The 24,361-nt window shown below is 69.8% G+C and carries 15 protein-coding genes and 1 pseudogene; 6 read left to right on the forward strand and 10 right to left on the reverse strand.

All coding sequences use genetic code 11. The features are described from left to right. The first annotated feature begins 118 nt into the window (after window positions 1–118). Window positions 119–340 carry a hypothetical protein gene (locus AB0B29_RS36870; RefSeq protein WP_362246984.1) on the forward strand — a complete coding sequence of 74 codons (222 nt, stop codon included), beginning with the start codon at window positions 119–121 and terminating at the stop codon, window positions 338–340. A 373-nt stretch (window positions 341–713) separates the two neighbouring features. Next, entirely contained in the window at window positions 714–1,601 is an 888-nt protein-coding gene (locus AB0B29_RS36875) for a helix-turn-helix domain-containing protein (protein WP_436845978.1), read from the forward strand. 37 nt (window positions 1,602–1,638) lie between these two features. On the opposite strand, the gene AB0B29_RS36880 is transcribed toward AB0B29_RS36875, so the two are convergent. The 10 genes from AB0B29_RS36880 to AB0B29_RS36925 form a co-directional block, all read right to left on the reverse strand. Continuing rightward, entirely contained in the window at window positions 1,639–2,787 is a 1,149-nt protein-coding gene (locus AB0B29_RS36880) for an XdhC family protein (protein WP_362246987.1), read from the reverse strand. Window positions 2,788–2,926: 139 nt separating this feature from the next. After that, on the reverse strand, window positions 2,927–5,131 hold the full coding sequence (locus AB0B29_RS36885; protein ID WP_362246989.1) for a xanthine dehydrogenase family protein molybdopterin-binding subunit: 2,205 nt from the start codon (window positions 5,129–5,131) through the stop codon (window positions 2,927–2,929). Beyond that, entirely contained in the window at window positions 5,128–6,108 is a 981-nt protein-coding gene (locus AB0B29_RS36890; RefSeq protein ID WP_362246991.1) for an FAD binding domain-containing protein, read from the reverse strand. Before AB0B29_RS36890 ends, AB0B29_RS36885 begins: the two co-directional genes overlap by 4 nt. A gap of 12 nt (window positions 6,109–6,120) precedes the next feature. After that, window positions 6,121–6,789 (reverse strand): (2Fe-2S)-binding protein, encoded by a 669-nt coding sequence (locus AB0B29_RS36895; protein WP_436845975.1) that lies wholly within the window; start codon window positions 6,787–6,789, stop codon window positions 6,121–6,123. Between the two features lie 1,369 nt (window positions 6,790–8,158). Further along, window positions 8,159–10,252 (reverse strand): PKD domain-containing protein, encoded by a 2,094-nt coding sequence (locus AB0B29_RS36900; protein WP_362246995.1) that lies wholly within the window; start codon window positions 10,250–10,252, stop codon window positions 8,159–8,161. Then, window positions 10,249–11,106: an ABC transporter ATP-binding protein gene (locus AB0B29_RS36905; protein ID WP_362246997.1), complete on the reverse strand. Its 858-nt coding sequence runs from the start codon at window positions 11,104–11,106 to the stop codon at window positions 10,249–10,251. Before AB0B29_RS36905 ends, AB0B29_RS36900 begins: the two co-directional genes overlap by 4 nt. Before the next feature lies 1 nt (window position 11,107). Beyond that, window positions 11,108–12,898 (reverse strand): dipeptide/oligopeptide/nickel ABC transporter permease/ATP-binding protein, encoded by a 1,791-nt coding sequence (locus tag AB0B29_RS36910; RefSeq protein ID WP_362246999.1) that lies wholly within the window; start codon window positions 12,896–12,898, stop codon window positions 11,108–11,110. Beyond that, complete coding sequence (locus AB0B29_RS36915; RefSeq protein ID WP_436845976.1) at window positions 12,895–13,833, reverse strand: ABC transporter permease; 939 nt, start codon at window positions 13,831–13,833, stop codon at window positions 12,895–12,897. The genes AB0B29_RS36910 and AB0B29_RS36915 overlap by 4 nt, the downstream gene beginning before the upstream one ends. A gap of 34 nt (window positions 13,834–13,867) precedes the next feature. Continuing rightward, window positions 13,868–15,367, reverse strand: a complete 1,500-nt coding sequence (locus AB0B29_RS36920; protein ID WP_362247003.1) for an ABC transporter substrate-binding protein — start codon at window positions 15,365–15,367, stop codon at window positions 13,868–13,870. Window positions 15,368–15,780: 413 nt separating this feature from the next. Beyond that, entirely contained in the window at window positions 15,781–16,908 is a 1,128-nt protein-coding gene (locus tag AB0B29_RS36925; protein ID WP_362247005.1) for a LacI family DNA-binding transcriptional regulator, read from the reverse strand. Between the two features lie 237 nt (window positions 16,909–17,145). Here AB0B29_RS36925 and AB0B29_RS36930 point away from each other — a divergent pair, with 237 nt between their 5' ends. From AB0B29_RS36930 to AB0B29_RS36945, 4 genes and pseudogenes are all read left to right on the forward strand, one after another. After that, entirely contained in the window at window positions 17,146–19,959 is a 2,814-nt protein-coding gene (locus tag AB0B29_RS36930; RefSeq protein ID WP_362247007.1) for a family 78 glycoside hydrolase catalytic domain, read from the forward strand. Window positions 19,960–20,071: 112 nt separating this feature from the next. Continuing rightward, window positions 20,072–21,631 (forward strand): glycoside hydrolase family 43 protein, encoded by a 1,560-nt coding sequence (locus AB0B29_RS36935; protein WP_362247009.1) that lies wholly within the window; start codon window positions 20,072–20,074, stop codon window positions 21,629–21,631. 309 nt (window positions 21,632–21,940) lie between these two features. After that, window positions 21,941–22,549 (forward strand): annotated as a pseudogene (locus tag AB0B29_RS36940) (hypothetical protein); the annotation flags it as partial. Then, complete coding sequence (locus AB0B29_RS36945) at window positions 22,471–24,168, forward strand: DUF5605 domain-containing protein (RefSeq protein WP_362247040.1); 1,698 nt, start codon at window positions 22,471–22,473, stop codon at window positions 24,166–24,168. The pseudogene AB0B29_RS36940 and the gene AB0B29_RS36945, both read left to right, overlap by 79 nt. Window positions 24,169–24,361 lie beyond the last annotated feature (193 nt).

The following is a 24,361-nucleotide window of genomic DNA, read 5'->3' on the forward strand; positions in this document are numbered from 1 at the left end:
CCGGTGTAGCGCACCTGGGCACTGCCCGGGGGCTATCGCCGGTGCGCGGAGGTCCCGCCGGGTGGAGCAATCGCGGCGCTCCACCCGGCGGTTTCGCAGCCGTTGAGTGTTGTCGCCCGTGTCCACCGCGTCGGAGCCGACCTTGCCGAACCTGTCCCACCTCGAGGCGACCTTCTCCGACGAGGGTGACGGCGCCGTCGGACCCCTGCGGTCGCCGGGCTGGCAGAGCCGCGTCTCGCTGCAGGGACTCGCGGTGACCTTGATCGCCGACTACACCTTCCCCGGCAGGGCGTGGTTGCCATCGGCCGCGATCGTGGCCCTGCTCGGTGAGTTCGAGTGAGCGCGGGCGCCGCCCGTTACGACAAGCAGCAGACGAATGCGCCGAGGGGTGCTGGAGAACAGCCGGCACGGGCGGTACAGCTCCTACCGGCTGACACGAGAGGCCGCCGTCGACCTGTGGAGCGGCGCCAGCTCGATCGCCACCTTCACCACGGGCAGTTGTGGCCACGGCCAAGAAGACGGGGCGGCCATCATCTACCGGGACGACGGCAGAACCGGAGACTCGGCGACGAGTACGGAATCCGTGGGCGCGCGGTTCGGCCGGGTAGAGGCGATGCCACACCGTGTGCGATCTCGTCCAACTGCGCGCCGACCAAACCGAGAAGCTACGCTGCTCCACATCTGCGATCACGCTTGACAAACGGAGGACAGTGATGTCTTCACATGCGGCGCCTGGTGAAAAGGTGATAGCCGGACTTGACCGGCGCGCCGAGCTCAGGGAGTTCCTGCGTTCTCGCAGGGCCCGGATCAAGCCCGAAGACATCGGCCTTCCCTCGTACGAGCGGCGACGGGTACCCGGCTTGCGGCGCGAGGAGCTGGCGCAGCTGGCGGGCGTGTCCTACGCGTACTACGCGCGCCTGGAACAGGGTTACGGCGAAACCATGTCGGCCGAGGTGCTGGACGCCGTGGCCCGCGCCCTGCAGCTGACCGAGGAGGAACAGGACCATCTGATCCGGCTGGCCCAGCCCGACCGGAGCCGCACACCGCCTGCCGCGTCCCCGCCGCAGCGGCTTCGGCCCACCGTCCAGAGCCTCCTCGACACGCTCGGCGTACCCGCCTACGTCGTCAGCCGGCGCCTGGACATCCTCGGATGGAACCGGCTCGCCACTGCCGTCTTCGGGGACTGGTCCCAACTGCCCCGTAGGGAACGGAACATGGCCCGGTTGGTCTTCCTCTCGTCCGATGCGCGCGACCGGTTCGCCGAACCGGACCGCATGGCTGCGAGAGTCGCCGGCGTTCTGCGGAGGAACGCCGGCAAAAGTCCCGAGGACGCATATCTCTCGTCGTTGATCAGCGAGTTGTCGCAGAAGAGCGAGCAGTTCCGGCGGCTGTGGGCCCATCACGAGGTGAGTTGTTCCCCTGCCGGCGCGGTCGTGCGCATGCGGCACCCGCTGGTGGGGGAATTCGACCTCGTCCATGAGCCCATGGCGCTGCCGGGGGGCGCCCCCATGCGGCTGAACACCTATCACGCGGAGCCGGGCTCCCGGTCGGATAACGCCCTGAGGACGCTGACCGGTCGGGAGATGGAGCCGCAAGACTGAGACATGGGTCCGGCCGGGGTGACGATGTGGCGGGCCGTCACGCCGGCATCGAGGCCGGTGACATCCGGGCCACCGGGACGGAACCGTGGATGGGGCCGGGAACGCGGGACAGAGGCAGGCCGGTGCCGTTGTTGGTGTGGGCGATGATCTCTGCAGTGATCGAGATCGCTGTCTCCTCCGGGGTGCGGGCGCCGAGGTCGAGTCCGATCGGCGAGTGCAGGAACGCCAAGTGTTCTTCGGGCACGCCGGCCTCGCGCAGACGCTCGAGGCGGTGTTCGTGGGTACGCCGAGAGCCCATCGCGCCTATATAGCCGACCGGGAGACCGAAGGCCAGGTGCAGCAGGGGGATGTCGAACTTGGCATCGTGGGTGAGGACGCAGATCGCGGTACGGGCGTCGGTTTCCGTGCGCTCCAGGTAGCGGTGGGGCCAGTCGACGATGACCTCGTCGGCATGGGGGAAGCGCTCGGGGGTGGCGAAGGCGGGGCGGGCGTCGCAGACGGTGATGTGGTAGCCGAGGAAGCGTCCCGCCTGGCTGAGCGCGGCGGCGAAATCGACGGCGCCGAAGATCAGCATGCGGGGCCGCGGCGCTTGGGTGTGGACCAGGAGGGTCACCCTCTCCAGGCAGGTGTCGGCGTCCCCGCCGATCTCGACGTGGGCGGTCCGTCCCGCTCGCAGCAACGCACGCACCTGTGTGGCCACCACACGGTCCCGCTTCCGGTCGCCCAGTGTCCCGTCGTAGGCGCTGCCATCGCCGAGAACGGACAGAGTACGGCCGAGCAGGCGCTGCGGACCGTCCACCACCTGTGCCACGGCCACGGGCAGGCCGGCCAGCACGTCCTCCAGGGCGGTGGTGAGGTGGGGCCGGCCGGCGGGGTCGATCCGCTGGACGAGGACCTTCAGTTCGCCACCGCAGGTCAGACCCACTGCGAAGGCGTCGTCGTCGGAGTAGCCGAAACGCGTGCACACCGGGGATTCGTCCGTCTCCAGCACCTGTCGGCACAGCTCGTAGACGGCGCCTTCCACGCATCCTCCGGAGATGCTCCCGACTGCCACGCCCGTGGAGTCCACGGCCAGAGCGGTGCCAGGTGGCAGGGGTGCGCTGCCGCTGACCTGCACGACGGTCGCGAGGGCGAAGGGGCGGTTCTCGCGGCACCAGCGGTACAGCGTGTCCGCGATGTTCAGCATGAGTGGCTCTCCTGTGGCAATTGGAAAGCCCGCCACCGTGCCGACCGGGGGATCAGGAGACACGGTGGCGGGCCGATCCGCGGGACGGCGTTCAGAGCCCGTCCGTGCGGGGTGAGGGGACGGGCCCTGCCGTCCGGGTTCAGAGCAGGGCTTCCGCGGTAATGGGCAGTTCGCGGACGCGGCGTCCGGTGGCGTGGAAGACCGCGTTGGCGATGGCCGGTGCCACACCAATCTGCACGAGTTCTCCGAGGCTCTTCACACCGATGGGGGCGGCCTTGTAGTCCTCCCCGTCGAGGTAGACGGCCTTGAGGTCGGGGACGTCGGCGTTGACGGGCACGAGGTAGTCGGCAAGGTTGGCGTTGACGATCCGGCCGTCGCGGTGGTCGGTGACCGTGTGCTCGAGCAGAGCCGAGCCGATGCCGCCCACCATGCCGCCGATGGCCTGGCTCTCGGCGAGCTTGGGGCTGATGATGCGCCCCGCGTCGTACACACCGAGCATCCGCCGCACCCGGACCAGGCCGAGCCGGGCGTCGACGGCGACCTCGGCGAACATTGCGGCGTACCCGTACATCGAGAACCGCCTCTCCTCCTCCGGCGTGTACGACCCGCGCGCCTCCAGGTGGGTGAGGTTGTTGCGGGCGAGGAGCTGCCGGTAGGTCTCCCCACGCGCGGCGTCGCCCTGGACGTGCAGCCGTCCGCCGCGGACCACGACGGTGCCGGCCTCTACGCCGTGCAGCGGTGAGCGCTCGTCCTCGATCGCGAGTTTGACGGCCTGCTGCCGCAGCTTGTCACAGGTGTCCTGAACGGCGGACCCCACACTCAGCATGGTCTGCGAGGCACCTTGGGGAGGGGCAGGCGGCATGGCGGAGTCGCCGAGCCGGAACTCGACGTTGCGTACGGTCAGGCCCAGGGCGTCGGCGGCGACTTGGGTCATGGAGGTGTACGTGCCGGTGCCCGTGTCGTGGGTCGCGGACTGGAGCACCGCCGTGCCGTCCGCATCGAGTCTGACGTGGGCCTGTGCCTGTCCGCGGAAGACGTCGTAGCAGCCGGTGGCCACACCCGTCCCGATCAGCCAGTCGCCGTCCCGTGTGGACCGAGGCCTGGGGTTGCGCCGGTGCCAGTCGAATGCACGGGCGCCGACACGGAAGCACTCACGCAGTCGCCGGGTGGAGAAGGGCTGCTGCGTGGACGGGTCCTCGCCTGGTTCGTTGCGCAGCCGCAGCTCGATCGGATCGATGCCGAGCTTGTGGGCGAGTTCGTCCACGGCTGTCTCGATGACGAAGGCGGCACTGCCGTAACCGGGGCCGCGCATCCACTGGGGAGTGCTGACATCGAGCGGCACGATCCGGACGTTCTGGCTGACGTTGGGCACGGCGTAGAGCATCTGTCCGAGCGCCATGTTGGCCTCCCAGAACTGCTCGTAGCGGGAGGTCTCGTATTTCATCTCGTGGGTCATCGCGGTCAGCCGTCCGCGCCGGGTGCTGCCCAGGCTCAACTTGTACTCGTACGCGGGCCGGTAGCCCACCGTGAAGTACATCTGCCTGCGGGTCAGCGCGAGTTTCACCGGGCGGCCCATCTCGCGGGCGGCGAGGGCCGCGATGGTGACGTGCGGCCAGGCCCGCAAGGCGTTGCCGAAGGCGCCGCCGATGAACGGCGAGAGGACGCGCACGTTCTCCTGCGGTATGCCGAACACGGCCGCTATTTCGTTCCGCGTGCCGATCACGTGCTGGGTCTTGTCCCACAGGGTGAGCTTGTCACCGTCCCAGCGGGCGATGGTGGCCTGCGTCTCCATCGGATTGTGGTGGTTGCGCGCGAGGCGGTAGGTCATCTCCAGCCGGACGTCCGCGGAGCCCAGCGCTTCCGTCGCGTCGCCTCGCGCGTAAGGCCGCGCGAAGGGCACGGGCCCGTCCAGGGCCGGGCTGCGGGTCAGGTCGGTCGACGGCTGCTCGACGTCGTAGGAGACCTCGACCAGGTCGGCGGCGTGCTGCGCTGCTTCCAGCGTGGTCGCCACCACGACGGCGACCGGCTGGCCGAAGAACCGGACGGCGTCGTCCTGGAAGACGCGCAGCCGCCGGCCCGGAATGCGGTTTCCCGGGTTGTCGTGGTAGGGCAGCCTCGGTTTGTCGAAGTGGCTGATCACGCCGAGGACGCCGTGCTGGGCGCCGGCGGCGCGAGTGTCGATGCCGGTGATACGGCCGCGCCCGATGGTGCTGTCGACGACGACGGCATGGACGATGCCGTCGATGTCGTGGTCGGCGGCGTACTTGGCCTGGCCGGTGACCTTCAGTCGTCCGTCGACCCGGGACAGCGGTGCTCCGACGGCTGACTGCGGCTGCTTGCTCACTTGCCACCTCCCACGATGCGCAGCTGGCGCTCGACGGTCCGTTTCAGCAACTCGACTTTGAAGCGGTTGTGCTGGAGGGGCCGGGCTCCGTCCGCGGCCCGTTCGGCGGCCTGGGTCCACAGGGCGTCGGACGGCCGCTTCCCCATGAGCTGCCGCTCGACGGCGGTGAGTTTCCACGGCACGGTGCCCACGCCTCCGGCGGCCACCTTCGCCTCCTGGATGACTCCGTGGCGGATGTGCAGGGCGACGGCCGCCGAGGTGAGCGCGAACTCGTAGGACTGCCGGTCACGCACCTTCAGGTAACCCGAGAGCAGCGGGCGAGGAAGGGACGGAAGCTCTACTCCGGTGATCAGCTCACCCTCGCTCAGAGCCTGTTCGCGAATCGGTGTGCTGCCGGGCTTGAGCAGGAAGTCGGCGAAGGGCACGGTCCGCTTGCCTGCCGGCCCCTGCAGGTGCACGGTCGCTTCCAGGGCCGCGAAGGCCACCGCGACGTCGGACGGGTGGGTGGCCACGCAGTCGTCGGAGGTGCCGAGGATGGCGTGGGTGCGGTTGACTCCGTGCAGGGCCGCACAGCCCGAGCCCGGTGTGCGCTTGTTGCACTCGGCGCTCACGTCGCGGAAGTACGGGCAGCGGGTGCGCTGCATGATGTTGCCGCCGATGGTCGCCATGTTGCGCAGCTGCGCCGACGCGCTCAGTTCCAGCGCCTGGGAGATCACCGGGTACAGGGCGCGCACTCCCCGGTGGGATGCGGCCTCGGACATGCGTACCAGGGCCCCGATGTGCAGGCCCCCGCGCCGGGTGACCGTGATCTCGCGCAAGGGCAGGGCGCTGATGTCCACCAGCGTGCGGGGGCGTTCGACGGTCTCGCGCATCAGATCGACCAGTGTGGTGCCGCCGGCGATGTAGCGGCCGCCGGCGCGGCCCGCGTCGAGGGCCTGCCGCGTGCCCGCGGCCTTGGTGTAGGGGAAGGGATGCATGGGAACCGTGCCTCACTTCCGGTCGGCGGCGGTCTGCTCGACCGCGCGCACGATCTTCACGTAACAGCCGCAGCGGCAGATGTTGCCGCTCATGAACTCCCGTATTTCATCGGGTGAGCCGGTGTGCCCCTCGTCTATGCAGCCGACACCGGACATGATCTGGCCGGAGGTGCAGTAGCCGCACTGGAAGGCGTCCTGGTCGATGAACGCCTGCTGCAGGGGGTGCAGTTGTTCTCCCTTGGCCAGGCCCTCGATCGTGGTGACCTCGGCGTCCTCCAGTCGGACTGCCAGGGTCAGGCAGGAGTTCACCCGACGGCCGTCGACCAGGACGGTGCAGGCGCCGCAGGCACCGGCGTTGCAGCCCTTCTTCGAGCCGGTCAGGTGCAGGTGCTCGCGCAGCAGGTCCAGCAGCGAGGTTCGGTTGTCGACCGTGACGGTGAGCCGCTTGCCGTTGACGGTCAGGGAGACGCGGCTGCTGGGTGGCGCCTCGACGGCCTCCGCGGACTCGGCACCGAACACGGACGGTCCGGCTACCACGCCGCCCGCCATGACAGCACCGCCGACGGCGGTGGTGGTCGTGATGAACGTTCGCCGGGACGGAGCGGACGCGCATTCCCCGGTTGGCTGCTCGGGAGGTCCCTCGGGGCGAGAGACAGTTGACTCGGGTGGCTGGGGGGACATGACCACTCTCTCGGTCGATGGGAGGCGGACGGCGGTACCGGCTGCCGTCATGTGGACGAATCGGCGTGCGGCGAGTCACCACGGTTCATGTGCGGGTGGGGGCGTGGTGTTTCCCCGAAGTCGGTCATGCGGCGGATTCCGTGGGGCCTCCGGTCGTGTGCGACAGCCGCCCGGCAAGTGCTCTGACGGCGCGTCGTGGGTGCAGAACGTCTTCGCGCGAGCCGGTGCCTCGGTGCCCGTCCCGGTCGGGGCGCGCGGGGTGCTGCGCATGCGGTCTGCTGTGCCGCGGGTCGTCGAAGCCGGGAAGCGGATGCCCGGGGAGTGACGTCCGCCGCTGCTCGTTGTCGGCGGGCAGCTGTGCCTCGGCCGGGGGCCCTGGCAACTCGGGCTTCCCGTTGCCGCGGGGGCTGCCGAGGACCGGGAGAAGGCGGCGCGACAATGAGGGATCTCCTTGCTCGGTGCCTGGACGACTGCTGCGGGTGAGCAGTCCCGCCGGGCGGCGTCGGGGTCCGTGTGTCCCGGCAGTGCCGGTCGAGCCGGCTCCGGGGACACGGTTCACGCCGCGGCGGAGGGGGAACGCCCTCAGCCCCGGAGGGCAGCGGCGGCCTACGCTCATCACGCTCGGCATCCGCCTCACCAGGACTTCGATGGGGCGCAACATCCACTGTGCGGCACCCGGCGCGATACAACGAGCAGACACTTTTGGGACGTCTCCGGTATGTATCACTGCCGTTGGTACGTCTGGCAGTAGCAGGCTGAGCGGTGCGGCGGCAGCAGTTCTCATCACTTCGTCGTGGCCGGCAGCCGGGCATGCCGGAACGGCGCCCGGCGTGCACGATGTTGGTGTCGTTGCCGACCGGGCGAGCGGCGCACCCACGACTACGTGCGCACGGGCCCGACCATCCTCTTTCGCCGCTTTCGACGTCGCCAGGGCGAGGTCGTCGGTGTCGCCCACCTGGCCGCTGCGAGACCCTCGATGCACCGCCGGGGCCGGAGCCTGCCGTTGTGTCGAGTGCGCCGGATCCTACGGAACGGCGCTGTCCCTTTCCTGCGCAGGGAAGGCACCGACATGGGCGGAGTCCGTCAGCCGGACCGCGCCACCCGGCATGAGAGCGGCCAGACGGACGCGTCGGCGCGGACCGAGGGACGTGCGCCGGTACTGTCTGGACACGCCGGGGGGAGCCTGGCGATCGAGGGGAGGTCGTGGGCGCCGCGAAAGTCGACCACGTCTGTCCACAGCTGCGTTGTCACAGGCGGGGAACTCCAGCTCGACCGGCAGGGGAAACAGTGCCACCGCCAACGCGCTCCGGAAGAGGGAGGAGCCGGCACGCCGTCGCGTGCCGGCTCCTCCCTCCTCCGCAGTGCGCTGTCAGCGGACCACGACGCGCGCCCTGCCGAGATTCATCACCTGAGCGAAGGGGGTCGCCGTGTCGCCTTCTCGCTGTGACGTCGCCCTGAGCACGGGGAAGTACGTGCCCGGCTCGGTGTAGGTGAAGGTCTGCCGGATCTCGGCAGTGGGGCGGGGCGGTCCGAACGGCTTCGCCGCGAAGTCGCCGGTGCCTGCGAAGTCCCACTCGGTGTGCACGACGCGGCCCGCGCCGGGCGGAACCTCGATGCGGGCCTTGAAGGTGACGGGCGTGCCGGCCCGCACTTCGATCCGGTCGGTGCCGTCGACGGTGAGATCGACGACGGGCTGGATGCCGCGGCGGTCCGCGGCATGCTCCGGCACCGAAATCTGGCTGCCGGTCACGTCGTACGACGTCGTGCGCGCGGGTTTCACGCCCTTCTCCACCCAGGCGCTCAGATCGCGCAGCGCCTGCTGCAGGATGCCGGTGAACTCGACGAGCCGGGCCGCGCGGGCGCCCGTGACCGGGCCTTCGAGGTGGTCGGCGTTGTCGTTGTACCAGAGGCGGAAGTCGTCCTCGTAACGCCCGCCGAGGGCTTCCCTCACCCGGGCGCGGTACCAGTCGCCGGGCCAGGGGTTGGCGTCGGTGTCGACGAGATTGCCCACCATGATGACCTTGCCGGTGATCTTGCCGGTGTGGGTGCCGCCGCCGCCGGTGGACTTGGAGATGAGGGGGCCCACCTGAAGGGCGCGCTGCGGGTACAGCGGCTCTCCGTCGGGGCCCCGGTACTGGTCCCAGGCGTAGAAGCCGGGGCGTGTCGGGACCTGGTAACGGTGGTATGCACGGAAGGCGATGGTCCACTTGTTGTCGAGGCGCAGCCCGACCCCGGTGTCGAGGGCAGCGAGTGTCTTGGGGTCATTGCCGCTCGCGAGGGTGACGACGCGCGTCGCCGGGTCGAGGGAAGCCTGCAGCGTCCCGATGACCGTCGTACCGTCGCCGCCGACCACGGTGAAGTCGAGTCCCGTCGTGTCCGGCTGCGCCGGGGCACTGGCGAGGACCAGGCTCGTGGGCGTGTTCCCGGCGTCCCGGTCGACCTTCTGGATCGTGGTCAGCAGGTCGATCCGGGCGCCCCGGACGATGTCGCCGAGAGCCGACTTCTCGGTACCGAGGTAGCCCGGCTTGCTCCAGAAGTCGTCGGCGTAGGTCGGGTCCATGGTGCGCAGCACGTCCGTGAATCCGAGAAGCCCGTCCGGCGCCGACAGCCCGAGCACGTAGGCGGAGTCCTCCCACGCGCGCAGGGGAACGCCGAACTCCGCGGTCTCGCGCAGCATGGCCCGCTCCACGCTGTTGAGCCCCTCGAAGGGCTTGCCGCTGCCGCCGGGCCGCACCGCGTCGGCGATCCGGCGCGCCTTGTCCCGCAGCACGAGCCGTGCCAGGGCACGGACGGTGAAACTGCTCGGGATGGAGTACGGCGTGCCGGGGATGAAGGGCACCGCGCCGTCCCATACGCCCTCGGTGTTCTCGATGGCGCCGATGGTCTGGTAAGAGCCGCCGCTGCCGCCCCAGATGTAGCCGTGGATCTTTCTCGACGAGCCGTAGTACTTCGACGCGTACGTGCGGGAGAACTTGGCCGCGGCGGCGTCGACACGGTATCCGGTGCCGCCGTTGGTCTGCACGACGTAGGCGCCGCTGTCCGCGCCGAAGGCGATGTCCTGGTCGGCGGCGTTCTCGTCCGTCAGCGGGTACACCTTGTGGAAGAAGCGGCCCCGCCACTGCCCCTTCGGCGGCAGATAGAGGTTGAACTTCTTGTCAGTACCGTCGAAGTGGCCCGAGATCTTGCGGTGCGGTACCGGTGAGGTCAGATCCCGCTCGCTGTCGATCACGGGGCGGCTGTACGTCGGATCGTCGCAGTCGGGGGTGACCCACATCGGGCCACCGCTGACGAGTGCCGCGCACTGCGGGCGGGTCGCGGCCGACGCGCCGGAGACCGATATCGCCGATGTTCCGAGGACCACCGCGGCACCGACCGCCGTGTTGCGGACGAAGCGGCGCCTCGTCAGCGTGTTGTCCTGGGCCGGCTCAGGCCTCTCGCCGGCGTCTGCTCCCTGTGTGTTCACGAGGTCCCCTTGAGGTCGGAAAGCTCCGCGGTGTCTGCCTGCAACCGCCTTGCGCGGCGCAGACGCTGCTTTTTCGGATCCGCCACCGGCGCCGCCGTCTGGAGCTTGCGGGTGTACGGGTGCTGCGGGTCGGCCGCTACGTCGTGGGCCTTGCCGATCTCGACGATGCGGCCCTGGTTGAGGACGGCGATGCGGTCGCTCACCTCGTTCACGACGCCGAGGTCGTGGCTGATGAACAGGTAGGCCACGCCCGTCTCCCGCTGGATGTCCTTCAGGAGGGTGAGGACGCGGGCCTGGGTGGTGACGTCGAGGGCGCTGGTGGGTTCGTCGCAGATGATGACCGCCGGGTGAAGGGCGAGGGCGCGGGCGATGGCGACGCGCTGCCGCTGGCCGCCGGAGAACTCGCGGGGGTACCTGTCGCCGGAGTCGGCCGGGAGGCCCACGGCGTTCAGCAGATCCCGCACACGTGCCCGGCCGTCTGCCGCGCCGGCCGCGACAAGCGGTTCCACGAGGATGCTCTCGACCGTCATCGACGGGTTCAGCGAGGAGTACGGGTCCTGGAAGATGACCTGGATGTCGCGGGCGACTTTGCGCCGGCGCGCCCGGGGAATGTTGCTCACGGTCTCGCCGCGGAACGTGACCCTGCCGGCCGTGACCGGCGCGAGCCCGAGGACCGCGCGGCCGATGGTCGTCTTGCCCGACCCCGACTCGCCGACCAAGCTGAGGGTCTCCCCGGGGCTCAGGTCGAAGGAGACGTCGTTGATCACCGTGGCTCCGGTGCCCCGCCGTCCGCCGTAACGAACGACGAGGTTGTCGACCTTCAGGACCGGTTCCGTCAGTACCGGCTCCGCCACTTCACACCTCCGCGATCTCGACACGGCGTGCCGAGGAGAGCAGTTCCCGCGTGTACGACTCCGCCGGGGACTCGAACAGCCCGTCCACGTCCTGGCGCTCCACGATGTGACCGTCCTGCATCACACTGACCGTGTCGCAGATGTCCGCGACGACTCCCAGGTTGTGGGTCACCAGGACGACGGCCAGTCCCCGTTCGTCGCGCAGCTCACGCAGCAGGTCCAGGACATCGGCCTGCACGGTCACGTCCAGGGCGGTGGTCGGTTCGTCCGCCACGATCACGTCGGGGTCGGAGGCCACCGCGCCGCAGATGAGCACACGCTGCGCCATGCCGCCTGAGATCTCGTGCGGATACTGCCCGAAGACCCGGTCCGGATTCTTGATGCCGACGCGCGCCAGCAGCTCCAGCAGTTCCCGTTCCGCTTCCCGTGCCGAGATCTTCTTGACCGCGCGCAGGCCGTGCGTGAGCTGCGCGCCGACGGTGAAGCAGGGGTCGAGGTTCGACATGGGTTCCTGCGGTACGTAGGCGATGCGCCGGCCCCGGGCCTCGCGCAGCCGCCGTTCGTCGGCCAGCAGGTCCTGTCCGTTCAGGAGGACGCTGCCGCCGAGGACGACCGCCTCACGGGGCAGGATGCCCAGGACCGAGAATGCGATTTGGGACTTGCCCGAGCCGGATTCGCCGACCAGGCCGTGGATCTCGCCGCGCCGTACGTCGAGGTCGACGCCGTGCACGACCTCGCGCACTCCGTCCTCGTCGTCCGGGTAGCCGACGCGCAGACCGCGAACCGAGAGCACCGCCTCGGCGGCGGGAGCGGCCGCCCCCCTGGAAGTCGCCTCCTCCACGGCCGCCTGCCCGCGCTCTTCCCGCGCCCGCCGGACGAGTTCGCGTCGCCGCCGCGGCGACAGCGTCCGGCTGTGCGCCGACGACTGAAGGATGTCGCGCAGGGCGTTACCGAGCAGGACGAGCGCCAGAACGGTCAGGGTGATGAGGAGGGCGGGCCAGAGCACGCCGGGCCTGTTGTTGTAGATGTTGCCGAACGCCTCCTGGAGCACGCCGCCCCAGGACGCCTTGTCCGGGTCGCTCAGGCCGATGAAGCCCATACCGGCCTCGATGCTGATCGCCGAGGCAAGGACGAACGAGCTCTGGACGATGATCGGCGCGCGTACGGCCCACAGCACATGACGTCCGACGATCCGCAGGTCGGAGAGTCCGACCACCTTGGCCGCGTCCACGTAGAGTTCGCCGCGGACCCCTAGGACGACTGACCTGACCAGGCGGAAGTACGTGGGTGCGACGATGAGCCCGTAGGCGGCCATGGTGGCGACGATGTTCGACCCGGTGCGGGCGTACAGCGCGATGATCAGCACGATGCCGGGCATCGACATGACCACGTCGGAGAACCAGCTCGACACCGCGTCGGTCCTGCCCCGGTAGAAGCCTGCGGCGAGGCCGCTGGTCACGCCGATCACCAGAGACACGGCGAGCACCACCAGGCAGGCGATCATCGTCTGCCGGGTGCCGTACATCAGCCGCGACAGGATGTCCCGTCCCGTCGAGTCCGCTCCGAGGAGGTGACCGGAGGAGAACGGGGAGGCGTTCACCGCGCTGAGGTCGGTCGCGTTCTGCCCGTGAGGGGCCAGCCAGGAGCTGGACAGGCCCAGGAACACCACGAAGAGGAGGAAGGCGACGCAGAGGACGGCCTGCGGATTGGCCAGCAGCCGCCGCAGAAGTGAGCGTCCCTTGGCGACCGGTTGCACCGGACCGGACGGCTCCAGGGTGGGAGTCGTGGTCATCGCGTCCTCGCTTTCGGGTTGACCGCCGCCGTCACCAGGTCACCCAGCAGGTTGACGACGAGCACGATCACGATCGTCACCAGCACGCACCCCATCACCATGGGAACGTCACCTCGCTGGGCGGAGCCGTTGCTCAGTTCGCCCAGGCCCGGCAGCGCGAACACCTGCTCGATGAAGACGGCGCCGCCGATGAGCCCGAGGGTCTGCAGGCTCAAGACGGTCAGACCGGGACCCGCGGCGTTGCGCAGCACGTGGCGGAAGACCACCTTGGACTCGGGGATCCCGCGCGCCCGCAGGGTGCGGACGAAGTCCTGGGAGAGGGTGTCGAGAATCGCTCCGCGGAACTGCGCGGCGGAGTTGGCGATGGCTCCCACGAGGAGGGCGAGCACCGGAAGGGTGACCGATCCGATCCATCCGGTGGGGCTCTGGTCCGGTGAGACGTACCCCGTGGCCGGGAACGCCCGGACGGAGACGGCGAAGGCGAAGACCAGACCGATCGCCACGATGAAGGGCGGTACGGCGGCTCCCGCGACCGACAGGAACTGCACCACCCGGTCGATCCACCCGCCGCGGACGGCGGCGGCGACGCCGACCAGGACGCTCACCACCGCCGTCAGCAGGATCGACAGGACGATCAGGGTGAGCGTCACCGGTACTCGGGAGGACAGGGCCGACGACACGGACTGCCCCGTGAAGAAAGACTCCCCGAAGTCGCCGGTGACGACTCCCCTGAGCCAGTCCCCGTACTGCACGACGAGCGGTCTGTCGAGGCCGAGCCTGGCCACCTCGGCCCGGACTGTGGCGTCGGTGGCGTTCGTGCCCAGCACGGCCCGGGCGATGCCCGGACCGTTGCCATACATCAGTGTGAAGGTCGCGAAGCTGACCAGCAGCAGCACGGCCACCGCACGAACCAGCTTCCTCAGTACGGATGCCAACACCCGTCGCTCCAATCACTCAGGCCCGCAGGGACTACTGGAAGTCCCAGAGCTGCGGGTGCAGACCGGCGGGGTCGGTCGACTTGTTGATCTTGACCTTGGGGTTGGAGGCGTAGATCGTGCCCGTGTCCACCATCGGCACGAACCACGCCTGATCGATGACGTACTGGTTGAGGGCCTGCTGGTTCCTGGCGGACTGCTCCGAGGTCTCGCTAGCGATCTTCTTCCAGAGCCTGTTCACCGTCGCGTCCCGCTGGTGCTCGACGTTCCAGATGCCGTCCTGCAGGACGTAGTCGGAGATGTCCTGCCGGGAGTCGGCGTAGTTTCCGAGCGCCCACATGGGCACCGGGTACTTGCCGCTCAGCAGCTCCCCGATGGCGTTCGGCCCGGACAGGGTCACCTGCTTGACCTTGATGTTGATCAGGCCCAGCTGCTGCTTGACCACCGGCATCAGCGCGTCCAGGCCCTGACCCTGGAGGTAGGGCATCTCCAGGGTGAATCCCTTGGCGTATCCCGCCTTCGCCATGAGCGCCTTGGCGGCCTTGACGTCATAGGGGTAGGGATCCTTGAGGTCACTGATACGGGCCTGCGTGCCGGCGCGGAAGATCTGCGCGGTCGGGGAGGCCAGGCCGCGGTAGAGGTTCTTGGCGATGGCTTCCTTGTCGAAGACCATGTTCATCGCCCGGCGCACGTCCACCTTCCCCAGCGCTGGGACCTGCTTGCCCAGGTGGTCCGTGATCAGAAGACGGGTGACCTCGCTCTTCTGCCACTGCACCTTCAGCCCTGCCGCCTCGGCCTGACTGTACGTCGCCTGGGTGATGAGCGAGCCGTCGATCTGCCCGGTCTTGAGGGCGTTGATCGCCGCAGTCTCGCTGGTGATCACCTTGATGACGAGCTTCTTGTACGGGAACCGCTTGGAATCCCAGTACGCGTCGTTCTTGGTGAGGGTGTACACCGACCCGGCGGTCGTCGCCGAGGTGTCCAGCGTGTACGGGCCCGAGCCGACGGGCGCCTTGTTCGTCTTGCCGCTCGCGAGGAACTCGGGGCTGCCCAGACGCACCTCGCACAACCGCGCGGTGAGCAGGGGGTTCGGCTTCGACAGGGTAATCTTCACGGTCGACTTGTCGGGCGTGGTGACCGTCATGTCCGCGAAGCGGGCGGCGCTGCCGCCGTGCTTTTTCGCGTACTCGAAGTTCGCCTTGACCGCGGCCGCGTCGACCGGGCTGCCGTCCGAGAACTTCATTCCCGACCGCAGACGGGCCGTGACGCCCATGTTGTTCGGCGCGAACGTCCACGACGTCGCCACGTCCGGTTCCGGCTGACCGTCCGCGCCACAGCGGATGAGGCCGTCGTACACGGCCGACGCCGCCCAGCCCTGGTAGGAGGGCTGGCTCGTCGGGTCCCAGCCCTGGATGTCCTGCGTCATGCCGAGAGTGAGCGTGGTCCTGCCCCCGCCCGAACTCCCGGTGGTGGTGCCCGCGCTGGTGCAGCCGGTGAGGGCTGCGAGACCGGCAAGGCTCATGGTCGTGGTCACTGCGAGAGCAGATCGAGTGGTGCGCCGCATCGGGACTCCTTGGGATCCGAAGGAAAGTGCGGCCCTGGCAGCTGCCGGCCGGAGGAGAGATGTCGCGGGCGCCCAGAAGAAGGAGCGCGAACCGGACGAAGTGATGTGTACAACGTTCTACGCCGCAACGTACGGAGAGCACGAGAACCAGTCAAGGGAACGTACGGACCCTCTCAGGTAACAGTTCCGCAACGCACCCGTAGCCTCGTCTTCAGATGTACCGTCTGCCAACCATCTGACGTGCCGTTACCTCTTCCGGACCGACCGAGCTGCGGTCGGTGGCACACCGGTCGACGTCCGACATGCCACCGGTCCGTCACCACCCGTTCAAGACAGGCAGTGCACCGTTGCACAAAACGCCCCGCGTCCTGCGCCCATGACCCTCACCTGCGTCGCGAGGGCACCCCGCTGGTGGCACGCACGACCAGGCGTGGCGCCACGACGTAGTGAACCGGCTGCGTGCGGCCGCTCAGCCGCTCCAGCAGCAGCCGGGCGCTCATCTGGCCGGTCAGGTGGCCGGACTGGTCGATCGTGGTGAGGGCGACCCGGCCGATCGCCGAGGCGTTGATGTTGTCGTAGCCCGTCACGGTGAGGTCATCGGGAACCCGCAGGCCGCGCTCCTCCGCCGCCCGCAGGACACCGACGGCCGCGATGTCGGCCCCCGCGAAGATCGCGGTCGGCGGACTCGGCCGGTCGAAGGCCTCCACCGCCGCCAGGTAGCCGCCCTCTTCCGTGTAGGAGGTCTCGATGACGTCCGGTTCCAGGCCGTGCCGTTTCATGGCGGCCACATAGCCGTCACGGCGGGCCGTGTGTGAGAGGACGAAGGGTCTTTTCAGGCTTCCCGTGGGATGGCTGGTGTGCACGATGTTCCGGTGCCCCAGGCCCACGAGGTGGTCCACCATGAGCCGGGCACCGCCGCGGTCGTCGTCGACAACGGTGTCGAAGTGGACGGCACCACCGTGTCGCGCGACCACCACGGCCGGAAGTCCCGCGCCGAGCCGCTCCAGCCAGTCCGTACCGATCTCCGGCGTGATGATCACGAGTCCGTCGACCTGCCGGTCCGCCAGGGCCTCGATGCTGCGCTGCTGGCGCGGGGCGGCGAGCCCCCCGGTGATCAGGATCTCCTGGTACGGGCCGGGCTCCAGCTCGTCCGTGATGCCTTCGACGATCTCCGGCTGGAAGGGGTGCGAGAGCGCCGCGAGCATCACGCCGACGGTGTAGGAGCGGCCACGCATGGCGCGAGCACCTGCTTGGGGGCGGTATCCCAGCCGTTCGATGGCCTCGGTGACCTTGGCCCGCATCTCGGGGCTGACGCCATAGGCGTCGCGGAGAACCTTCGACACGGCGGAGATCGAGACGCGCGCCTCCTTCGCCACGTCCTGGATCGTCACGCGTCGGGTACCGGAGGATCGCGACCCGTCCGCGGCCTGTGCGACGTTCGGCTGCGTCTGCCACTCGCCCGAACTGTTCATGTCGCCCCGCAGGTCGGCGTCAGCAGAGCTGTTGTCCATTCACGCCATGCTACAAGCGCATCTGTAGATCGCTGCCTCATGAATCGGTGTCCTTCGATGCGTTACCAGGTCCTTGACATGAGTTCGGGGCGGTCCATACGCTCCCGTTCGTAGAACGTTGCACACCACCGGCTTGTCACGCCACCCCATCAGAGGCGTGCGGGCGTTCCCGAGCAGAGCGCATGGTCGTCCGCTTCGGGCCCGGTCACCAAGCGCTTGAGACATCTGGAGACCCGCATGGTCGTGGCTGCCGCCCCCTCCCCGCCTCGCTTCGAACACTTCACCGACGCCTCTCCGGTACGCGGCGTCGGAACCGGCTCTCCCCGGCTGTCCTGGTCGGTCCCCCACGCGGACTTCGGCTACGAGCAGACCTCGTACGAGATCGAGGTGACCCGGGGCGGGACCGCCGAGAGGTACCGGGTCGACAGCACCGAGCAGATTCTCGTGCCCTGGCCCGCACGGCCGCTGGCGTCCCGGGAGTTCGCGGCCGTACGCGTGCGCGTCGCCCACAAGGAGGAGTGGAGCCAGTGGAGCGGACGCGCCGTAGTGGAGACGGGCCTCCTCGAGAGAGGCGACTGGACCGCGTCCTTCATCAGCCCGGTCGGCGTCGGCGGACTGCGCATGCCGGCACCCGTGCTCTCCGGCACCCTCCATGTGTCCGGCGAGGTGCACAAGGCCCGCCTGTACGTCACCGCGCACGGCCTGTACGCCGGCACGGTCAACGGTCTGCGGGTCGGGGACGCCGTGCTCACCCCGGGCTGGACGGCGTACGCCCACCGGCTCCGCTATCACACGCACGACGTGACGGAGCTGGTGCGCAGCGGCGACAACACGCTGGACTTCCTGCTGGGCAACGGCTGGTACCGGGGCCGCCTGGGCTTCCGCGGCGAGCGCGCCCAGTACGGCGACCGGCTCGCGCTGCTGGCCCAGCTCGAGGTCACGACCACCGACGGCCAGGTGCACGTCCTGGCCACGGACGGCTCCTGGACGGCCCGCGAGAGCGAGGTCCTGACCGACGACCTCTACGACGGCCAGCGCACCGATCTGCGCCGCCGGGGCCGTGACTGGCGTCCCGCCACCGGCTCGGTGGAGGTGGTGGAGAGCGACCTGAACCGGCTCGTCGCACCGGAGGGACCACCCATCCGGGTCGCCCACATGCTGTCGGCCCAGAAGGTGTGGATCTCCCCCACAGGACGCACCCTGGTCGACTTCGGGCAGAACGCCGTGGGGTGGGTGCGATTGCGCGTCCGCGGTCTGGCGGCCGGCAGCGAGGTCGTCGTCCGGCACGCCGAGGTGCTGGAGCACGGTGAGCTCGGCACCCGGCCTCTGCGCACGGCCGAGGCGACCGACAGCTACCTCGTGGCGGGCAGCGGCGAGGAGGAGCTCGAACCCATGCTCACCTTCCACGGCTTCCGGTACGCGGAGGTGTCCGGGGTCCCCGGTCTGCGCCCCGAGGACATCGAGGCCGTCGTGATCTCGTCGGACCTGCGGCGCACGGGCTGGTTCCGCTCCTCCCACGCACTGTTGAACCGGTTCCACGAGAACGTGGTGTGGGGCACTCGCGGCAACTTCGTCGACGTGCCCACCGACTGCCCCCAGCGGGACGAGCGGCTCGGCTGGACCGGTGACATCCAGATCTTCACGCCGACCGCGGCCTTCCTCTTCGACGTCGGCGGTTTCCTCGGCTCCTGGCTCGCAGACCTCGCCGCCGAACAGCGGCCGGACGGGTCGGTGCCCTTCGTGATTCCGGACGTCCTGCACGACGCCTCGCCGGCCGCGGCCGCCTGGGGAGACGCCGCCGTAATGGTCCCGTGGGCGCTGTATCAGCGCACCGGCGACCAAGGCGTGCTGGAGCGTCAGCTGCCCAGTATGCGCGCCTGGGTCGACAAGGCGGCGTCCCTGGCCGGGCCGGACCGGCTGTGGACCGGCGGTTTCCAGTTCGGCGACTGGCTCGACCCGTCCGCGCCTCCGGATGCGCCGGGCCGCGGCAAGGCGGACCCCGACGTGGTCGCCACCGCACATCTGGCGCGCTCAGCCCATCTGGTGGCCGACGCCGCCCGAGTGCTTGGTCGGCCGGACGAGGCCGACCGGTACGCGACACTGGCGGAGGAGGTCCGCCGGGCCTTCAACCGCGCCTACGTCACCTCCACCGGCCGCGTCCTGTCCGACGCGCCGACCGTGTACGCCCTCGCGATCGCCTGGGACTTGCTGCCCGACGCGGCGCAGCGCGAGCGGGCCGGTCGGCGGCTCGCCGACCTGGTACGCGCCGGCGGTTTCCGGATCAGCACCGGCTTCGTGGGAACCCCCCTGGTCACCGATGCGCTGTCGGCCACCGGTCACGTCGGCGTCGCCTACCGCCTGCTGCTGCAGACCGGCTGCCCGTCCTGGCTGTACCCCGTCACCATGGGGGCGACGACCGTGTGGGAACGCTGGGACAGCATGCTGCCCGACGGCAGCATCAACCCGGGTGAGATGACCTCGTTCAACCACTACGCGCTCGGCGCGGTCGCGGACTGGCTGCACCGCCAGGTGGCCGGTCTCGCCGCGGCCGCGCCCGGCTACCGCAAGATACTGGTGCGACCGCGCCCATGGGGAGCGCTTACCTCCGCATCGGCGCGGCACCTCACCCCGTACGGAGAGGCCGACGTCCAATGGGAGCGGGCCGACGGCGAGTTCCGGCTGGACGTGCGGGTGCCGGTGGGGGCGTTGGCCGAGGTGCATCTGCCCGGTGGTGACGATCCGATCCTGGTGGGGCACGGCCGGCACCAGTGGGTGGTGCCCGATCCCGCCGGGCCGCCGGCAGGGCCGCGGGCCGACCGCACGGTCCGTGACGTGCTGGATGATCCCGGTGTCTGGGCGGCGGTGGTCGGCGCCGCAGTGGAGACCGGGCTGGCTCCGCGGGGCGAGACCCAGGTGGCGGCAGCGCTCGCCGGCCGACTCGACGCTCCGGCGGCCGAGATCGCCGAAGCACTCGTTCCGCAGGATCTGCATCCCGGCGCGGAGGCCTTCCACCGGGCCGTGCGAACGATCCTGGATCCGGTCTCGGCCTGATGTACCGGGGCACTCGTACACGCACCACCCGAGCGCGGGGCCGACCCGCACACCAGCTACCCCGCTGGGCGGTCGGCGGGACGGCGGTCCTTCCTCTCGTTGGGGATCGACCATGTCTGACCGGGAAGACGTACCGACACCCAAGGAACTCCTCGTGGACCTGCCCAACCCCCTGATCCCGGGTTTCAACCCGGACCCCAGCTGCGTCCTCGTCGACGGCACGTACTACATGGTCACTTCGTCGTTCGAGTACCTGCCGGCGCTGCCGGTCTACCGGAGCACCGACTTCGTCTCCTGGGAGCACATCGGTAACGTCGCCCCTCGCGAGGAGCAGGTCCGGCTCGCGCGCACCCCTTCGAACGCGGGCGTGTGGGCCCCCACCATCCGCTACCACGAGGGTCTCTTCCACGTCATCGTCACCGTGACCGCCAGTCCGCGTGGCTGCGTCGTGTTCACCGCGGCCGATCCGGCGGGCCCGTGGAGCGACGGAGTCTCCCTCGACGGCATCCACGGCATCGACCCCGACCTCGCGTGGGACGAGCACGGCACCGCGTACGTCACCTTCAGCGGGCTGCACCTGGACGGTGTCCGGGTGGTGTCGAACCGGGGCATCCTCCAGGCGAGGGTCGACCTGGTGACGGGCAGGGTGCTGGAGGAGCCGCGCGAGCTGTGGTCCGGCACGGGCCTGGTGGCACCCGAGGCGCCGCACTTGTACCACCGCGACGGCCAGTGGTATTTGCTGATTGCCGAGGGCGGGACCGGCCACGGGCACTCGGTGAGCATCGCGCGCGGCCCCGGCATCGAGGGGCCCTTCGAGGGCGCCCCTCACAACCCGGTCCTCAGCGCATCCGGCACCGCCCGGCCCGTCCAGTGCACCGGCCATGCCGACCTGGTCCGGGGACCGCACGGCGAGGATCTGCTCGTACTGCTCGGCACCCGGGCGGCGGGACGCACCTCCCCGCTGGGCCGGGAGACTTATGTGACCACCGTGAAGTGGGCCGACGGCTGGCCGTACGCGGCTCCCGTCCCCCTCGCCCCGCGTACCGAACCGCTCGACGAACACTTCACATTCACCGATCCGGCGGCTCTGGCGGATCCCGGCTGGCTGGCGGTGGGACGGGCACTGGAGTCGGTGGCGTCCCTCGGGCGCCGCCCCGGCTGTCTCACCCTCAGCGCGGGGTCCGGGGGCATCGACGCCTTCCGTCCGGACTTCCTGGGTCGCCGTCAGCGCCATGTGACCAGTGTCGTGGAGACCCGGATCGCGCCGGCCGACGGCCGCGGCGGACTCGGTATCCGTCTGGAGGAGGAGTCCACCATCGCCCTGATCGCCGAGCGGGCACCGGCCGGGAGCGGGATCCGGGTCACCGCCCGGGCGGCACTGCCGACGCTGGTCAGTACCTGGAGCACCGAGGTGGCCGGCGACGAAGTCGTTCTCCGCATCGCCACCGAGGCTCCCGGGGAGGGCAGGGCGCCCTGGCTGCCTTCCGGTGACACCATCCGGCTCGACGTCGTGGACGCCGCGGGCGTCGAGACACGACTGGCCGAGTGCGACGGCCGGTTCTGGTCGGTCGAGACCGCTGTGCCCTTCACCGGCCGTGTCACCGGCATGTTCGCCGAGCACGGCACGGTGCACTTCGCCGACTTCAGCTACCACGGAGAGGGCGGCACATGACCGGCAACATCCGGTCGTGGCAGAGGCCGTCCCCCTCACCGATACGCCCGGCACGACGATCATGTCACTCACCCGGCTCTACGTCCCGACCTCACCTCCAGGGAGTCGACCACCCCCACCTCTACCGGACGACGGTCGGACTGCGCGACGGGGACGCCGAACTCGACGGGACCTCGGTCAACGTGGGCATTCGGACGCTTCGCCTGGATCCGCGGAACGCCGCGCGGATCAACGGCCGGACAGTGAAGCGCGGGGCGTGCATCCACCACGACAACGGCCTCTCGGCGCGGCGCCCATCGGGCGCGCGGACGAGCGCCGCGTCGATCTCCGGCCTACGTGACCGTCGAGATCCGTGACGACGACGGCAACCCGGCTCGCGACCACGCCCGCGTGGTGGAGGTCCAGGTCTCGCGCTGTGGGGTGCTCCAGGGGCTCGGCATCGCCCGGCCCGTCACCGAGGAGCGCTTCGACGCGGCACGACGTACCACCTTCGACGGACACGCCCGCGCCGTCGCCCTCCGGCCCCATCCGTGTTGGTCACCGGCGGCGGGCTGGACTCGGTCTCCATGGAAATCGAAGCGAGCGCCCCTGCCGACGAGGTGCCTGACACCGAGAAAGACATCTCCTCACCCGGCGGCTCCTCCCCCACCGGTAAGCATCCAGGACATCGTCCGTGAGGCGCTCCTCGGCCGACCTCGCAGGACCTTGCGACCGCCGTCCCACCAGGCCGGGCGACCACCCCCGACGCCCGATATCCCGATCAGACTCAGGAGTTCCAGATGCCCTACGGCCCCCGATCCGTCCTCGCCGATGTACTGCGCAACCCGCAGGCCGCGTCCGTGGTCCGCTCGTACATGCCCGGCGTCGAGAACGAACCGATGCGGGCAACCCTCCTGCGGGGACGCCTGGAGTTGGTGACCGCCATGGTGCGGCCCCTCCGGGTCGACCCTGTCGCCCGCGAGGCCTTCTACGCCGAGCTGGCGACCGTGGAGGAGACGGCGGTCGAGGAGCCGCCCGCCGGGCCGGAGGTGGTGCCGTCCCCCGACTACGAGTCCGCCGACGTGCCGACCGGCAGCGCCCGGCTCATCCAGCGCGGCACGGTCCGGCAGTGGCGGGCGTTCGAGCTGGAACTGCACGGCCCGGCACACGGAAACCCGTTCACCGAGGTCGATCTGCGGGCCGATTTCCGGCTCGGGGAGCGGACGCTGACCACGTACGGCTTCTACGACGGTGACGGGGTGTACCGGATCCGGTTCATGCCGGACGAGGAAGGCGACTGGTCCTTCCGGACGTCGAGCAACGCCCGCTCGCTGGACGGGATCACGGGCGGCTTCACCTGTGATGCGGCGGGTCCTGACGACCACGGTCCGGTCCGAGTGCACGACCGCTACCACTTCCGCCACGCCGACGGCACCCGGATCCTCCCGCTGGGGACCACCGCCTACGCCTGGACCAACCAGGGTGACGACCTGGGGAGGCAGACCCTGCAGACCCTGGCGGACAGCCCGTTCAACAAGATCAGGATGTGCGTCCTGCCCAAGTCGTTCGTCCACAGCACGAACGAGCCGCCCCGCTATCCCTTCGAGGGCTCGCCGGAGACCGGCTGGGACTTCCAGCGCCCCGACCCCGCCTACTTCCGCCACCTCGAGCAGCGCATCGAGCAGCTCGGCGACCTGGGCATCGAGGCCGACCTCATCCTGTTCCATCCCTACGACCGCTGGGGCTTCTCGGACATGGGTCCGGCCGCCGACGACCGGTATCTGCGCTACGTGGTCGCCCGGCTCTGCGCCCACGCCAACGTCTGGTGGTCGCTCGCCAATGAATACGACTGCATGTTCTCCAAAGACGCCGCCCACTGGCCCCGCTCCGCTGCCGTGATCCGCGAACGGGACCCCCACGATCACCTCATGAGCGTGCACAACTGGATGGAGCTCTACGACAACGGTGCCGACTGGGTCACCCACTCCAGCATCCAGCACGGCCCCGAGGACACCCGTGCCTGGCGCGAGCAGTGGGGCAAGCCCGTCACCCTCGACGAGATGGGCTACGAAGGGAACATCGACGCGGGCTGGGGCAACCTCACACCCCAGGAGATGGTCCGCCGCTGCTGGGACGGTGTGGTCCGCGGCGGATACGTCACCCACGGGGAGTGCTACCTCGCCGACGGCGACGTCCTGTGGTGGGCGAAGGGCGGCACGCTGAAGGGTGACAGCACGCCCCGCCTGGAGTTCCTGCGGACGATCCTGGAGCAGACCCCCCGGGACGCCGCCGGCATCGACCCGCTGCCTTCGGAGTCCGACTTCCCGGCCGGCGGGGTCGAGGGCCGCTACCACCTCACCTACTTCGGTGCGGCGCAGCCCGGTGCGCGCTCGTTCACCCTCCGCCCAGGAACCAGCTACCGGGCCGAGATCATCGACACCTGGAACATGACGGTCACCGAGCTGCCCGGCACCTATGAGGGCGAGTTCACCCTCACGCTGCCGGGGCGACCGTACATCGCGGTCCGCCTGAGGGCTGTGGACGACAGGAACGAGTGACGTCACTCCAGGAAGTGGGCCGCGGCCGCCCGGACTGGCCCGGCGGATCCAGACGGCGCGACGACGGCACCGACGAAACCCTCCACGACCTGCTGCGTCGGCAGCCGGCATGCCGGGGCGTCGCCTCGTCCGCATGCGCGCACGCCGCGAAGCAGCATGGCCACCCTGGCGGTCTGTGAGGTGAGAAGGGAAG

Origin of the sequence: Streptomyces tibetensis, assembly GCF_040647715.1 — a bacterium.
Classification (GTDB): Bacteria; Actinomycetota; Actinomycetes; order Streptomycetales; family Streptomycetaceae; genus Streptomyces; species Streptomyces tibetensis_A.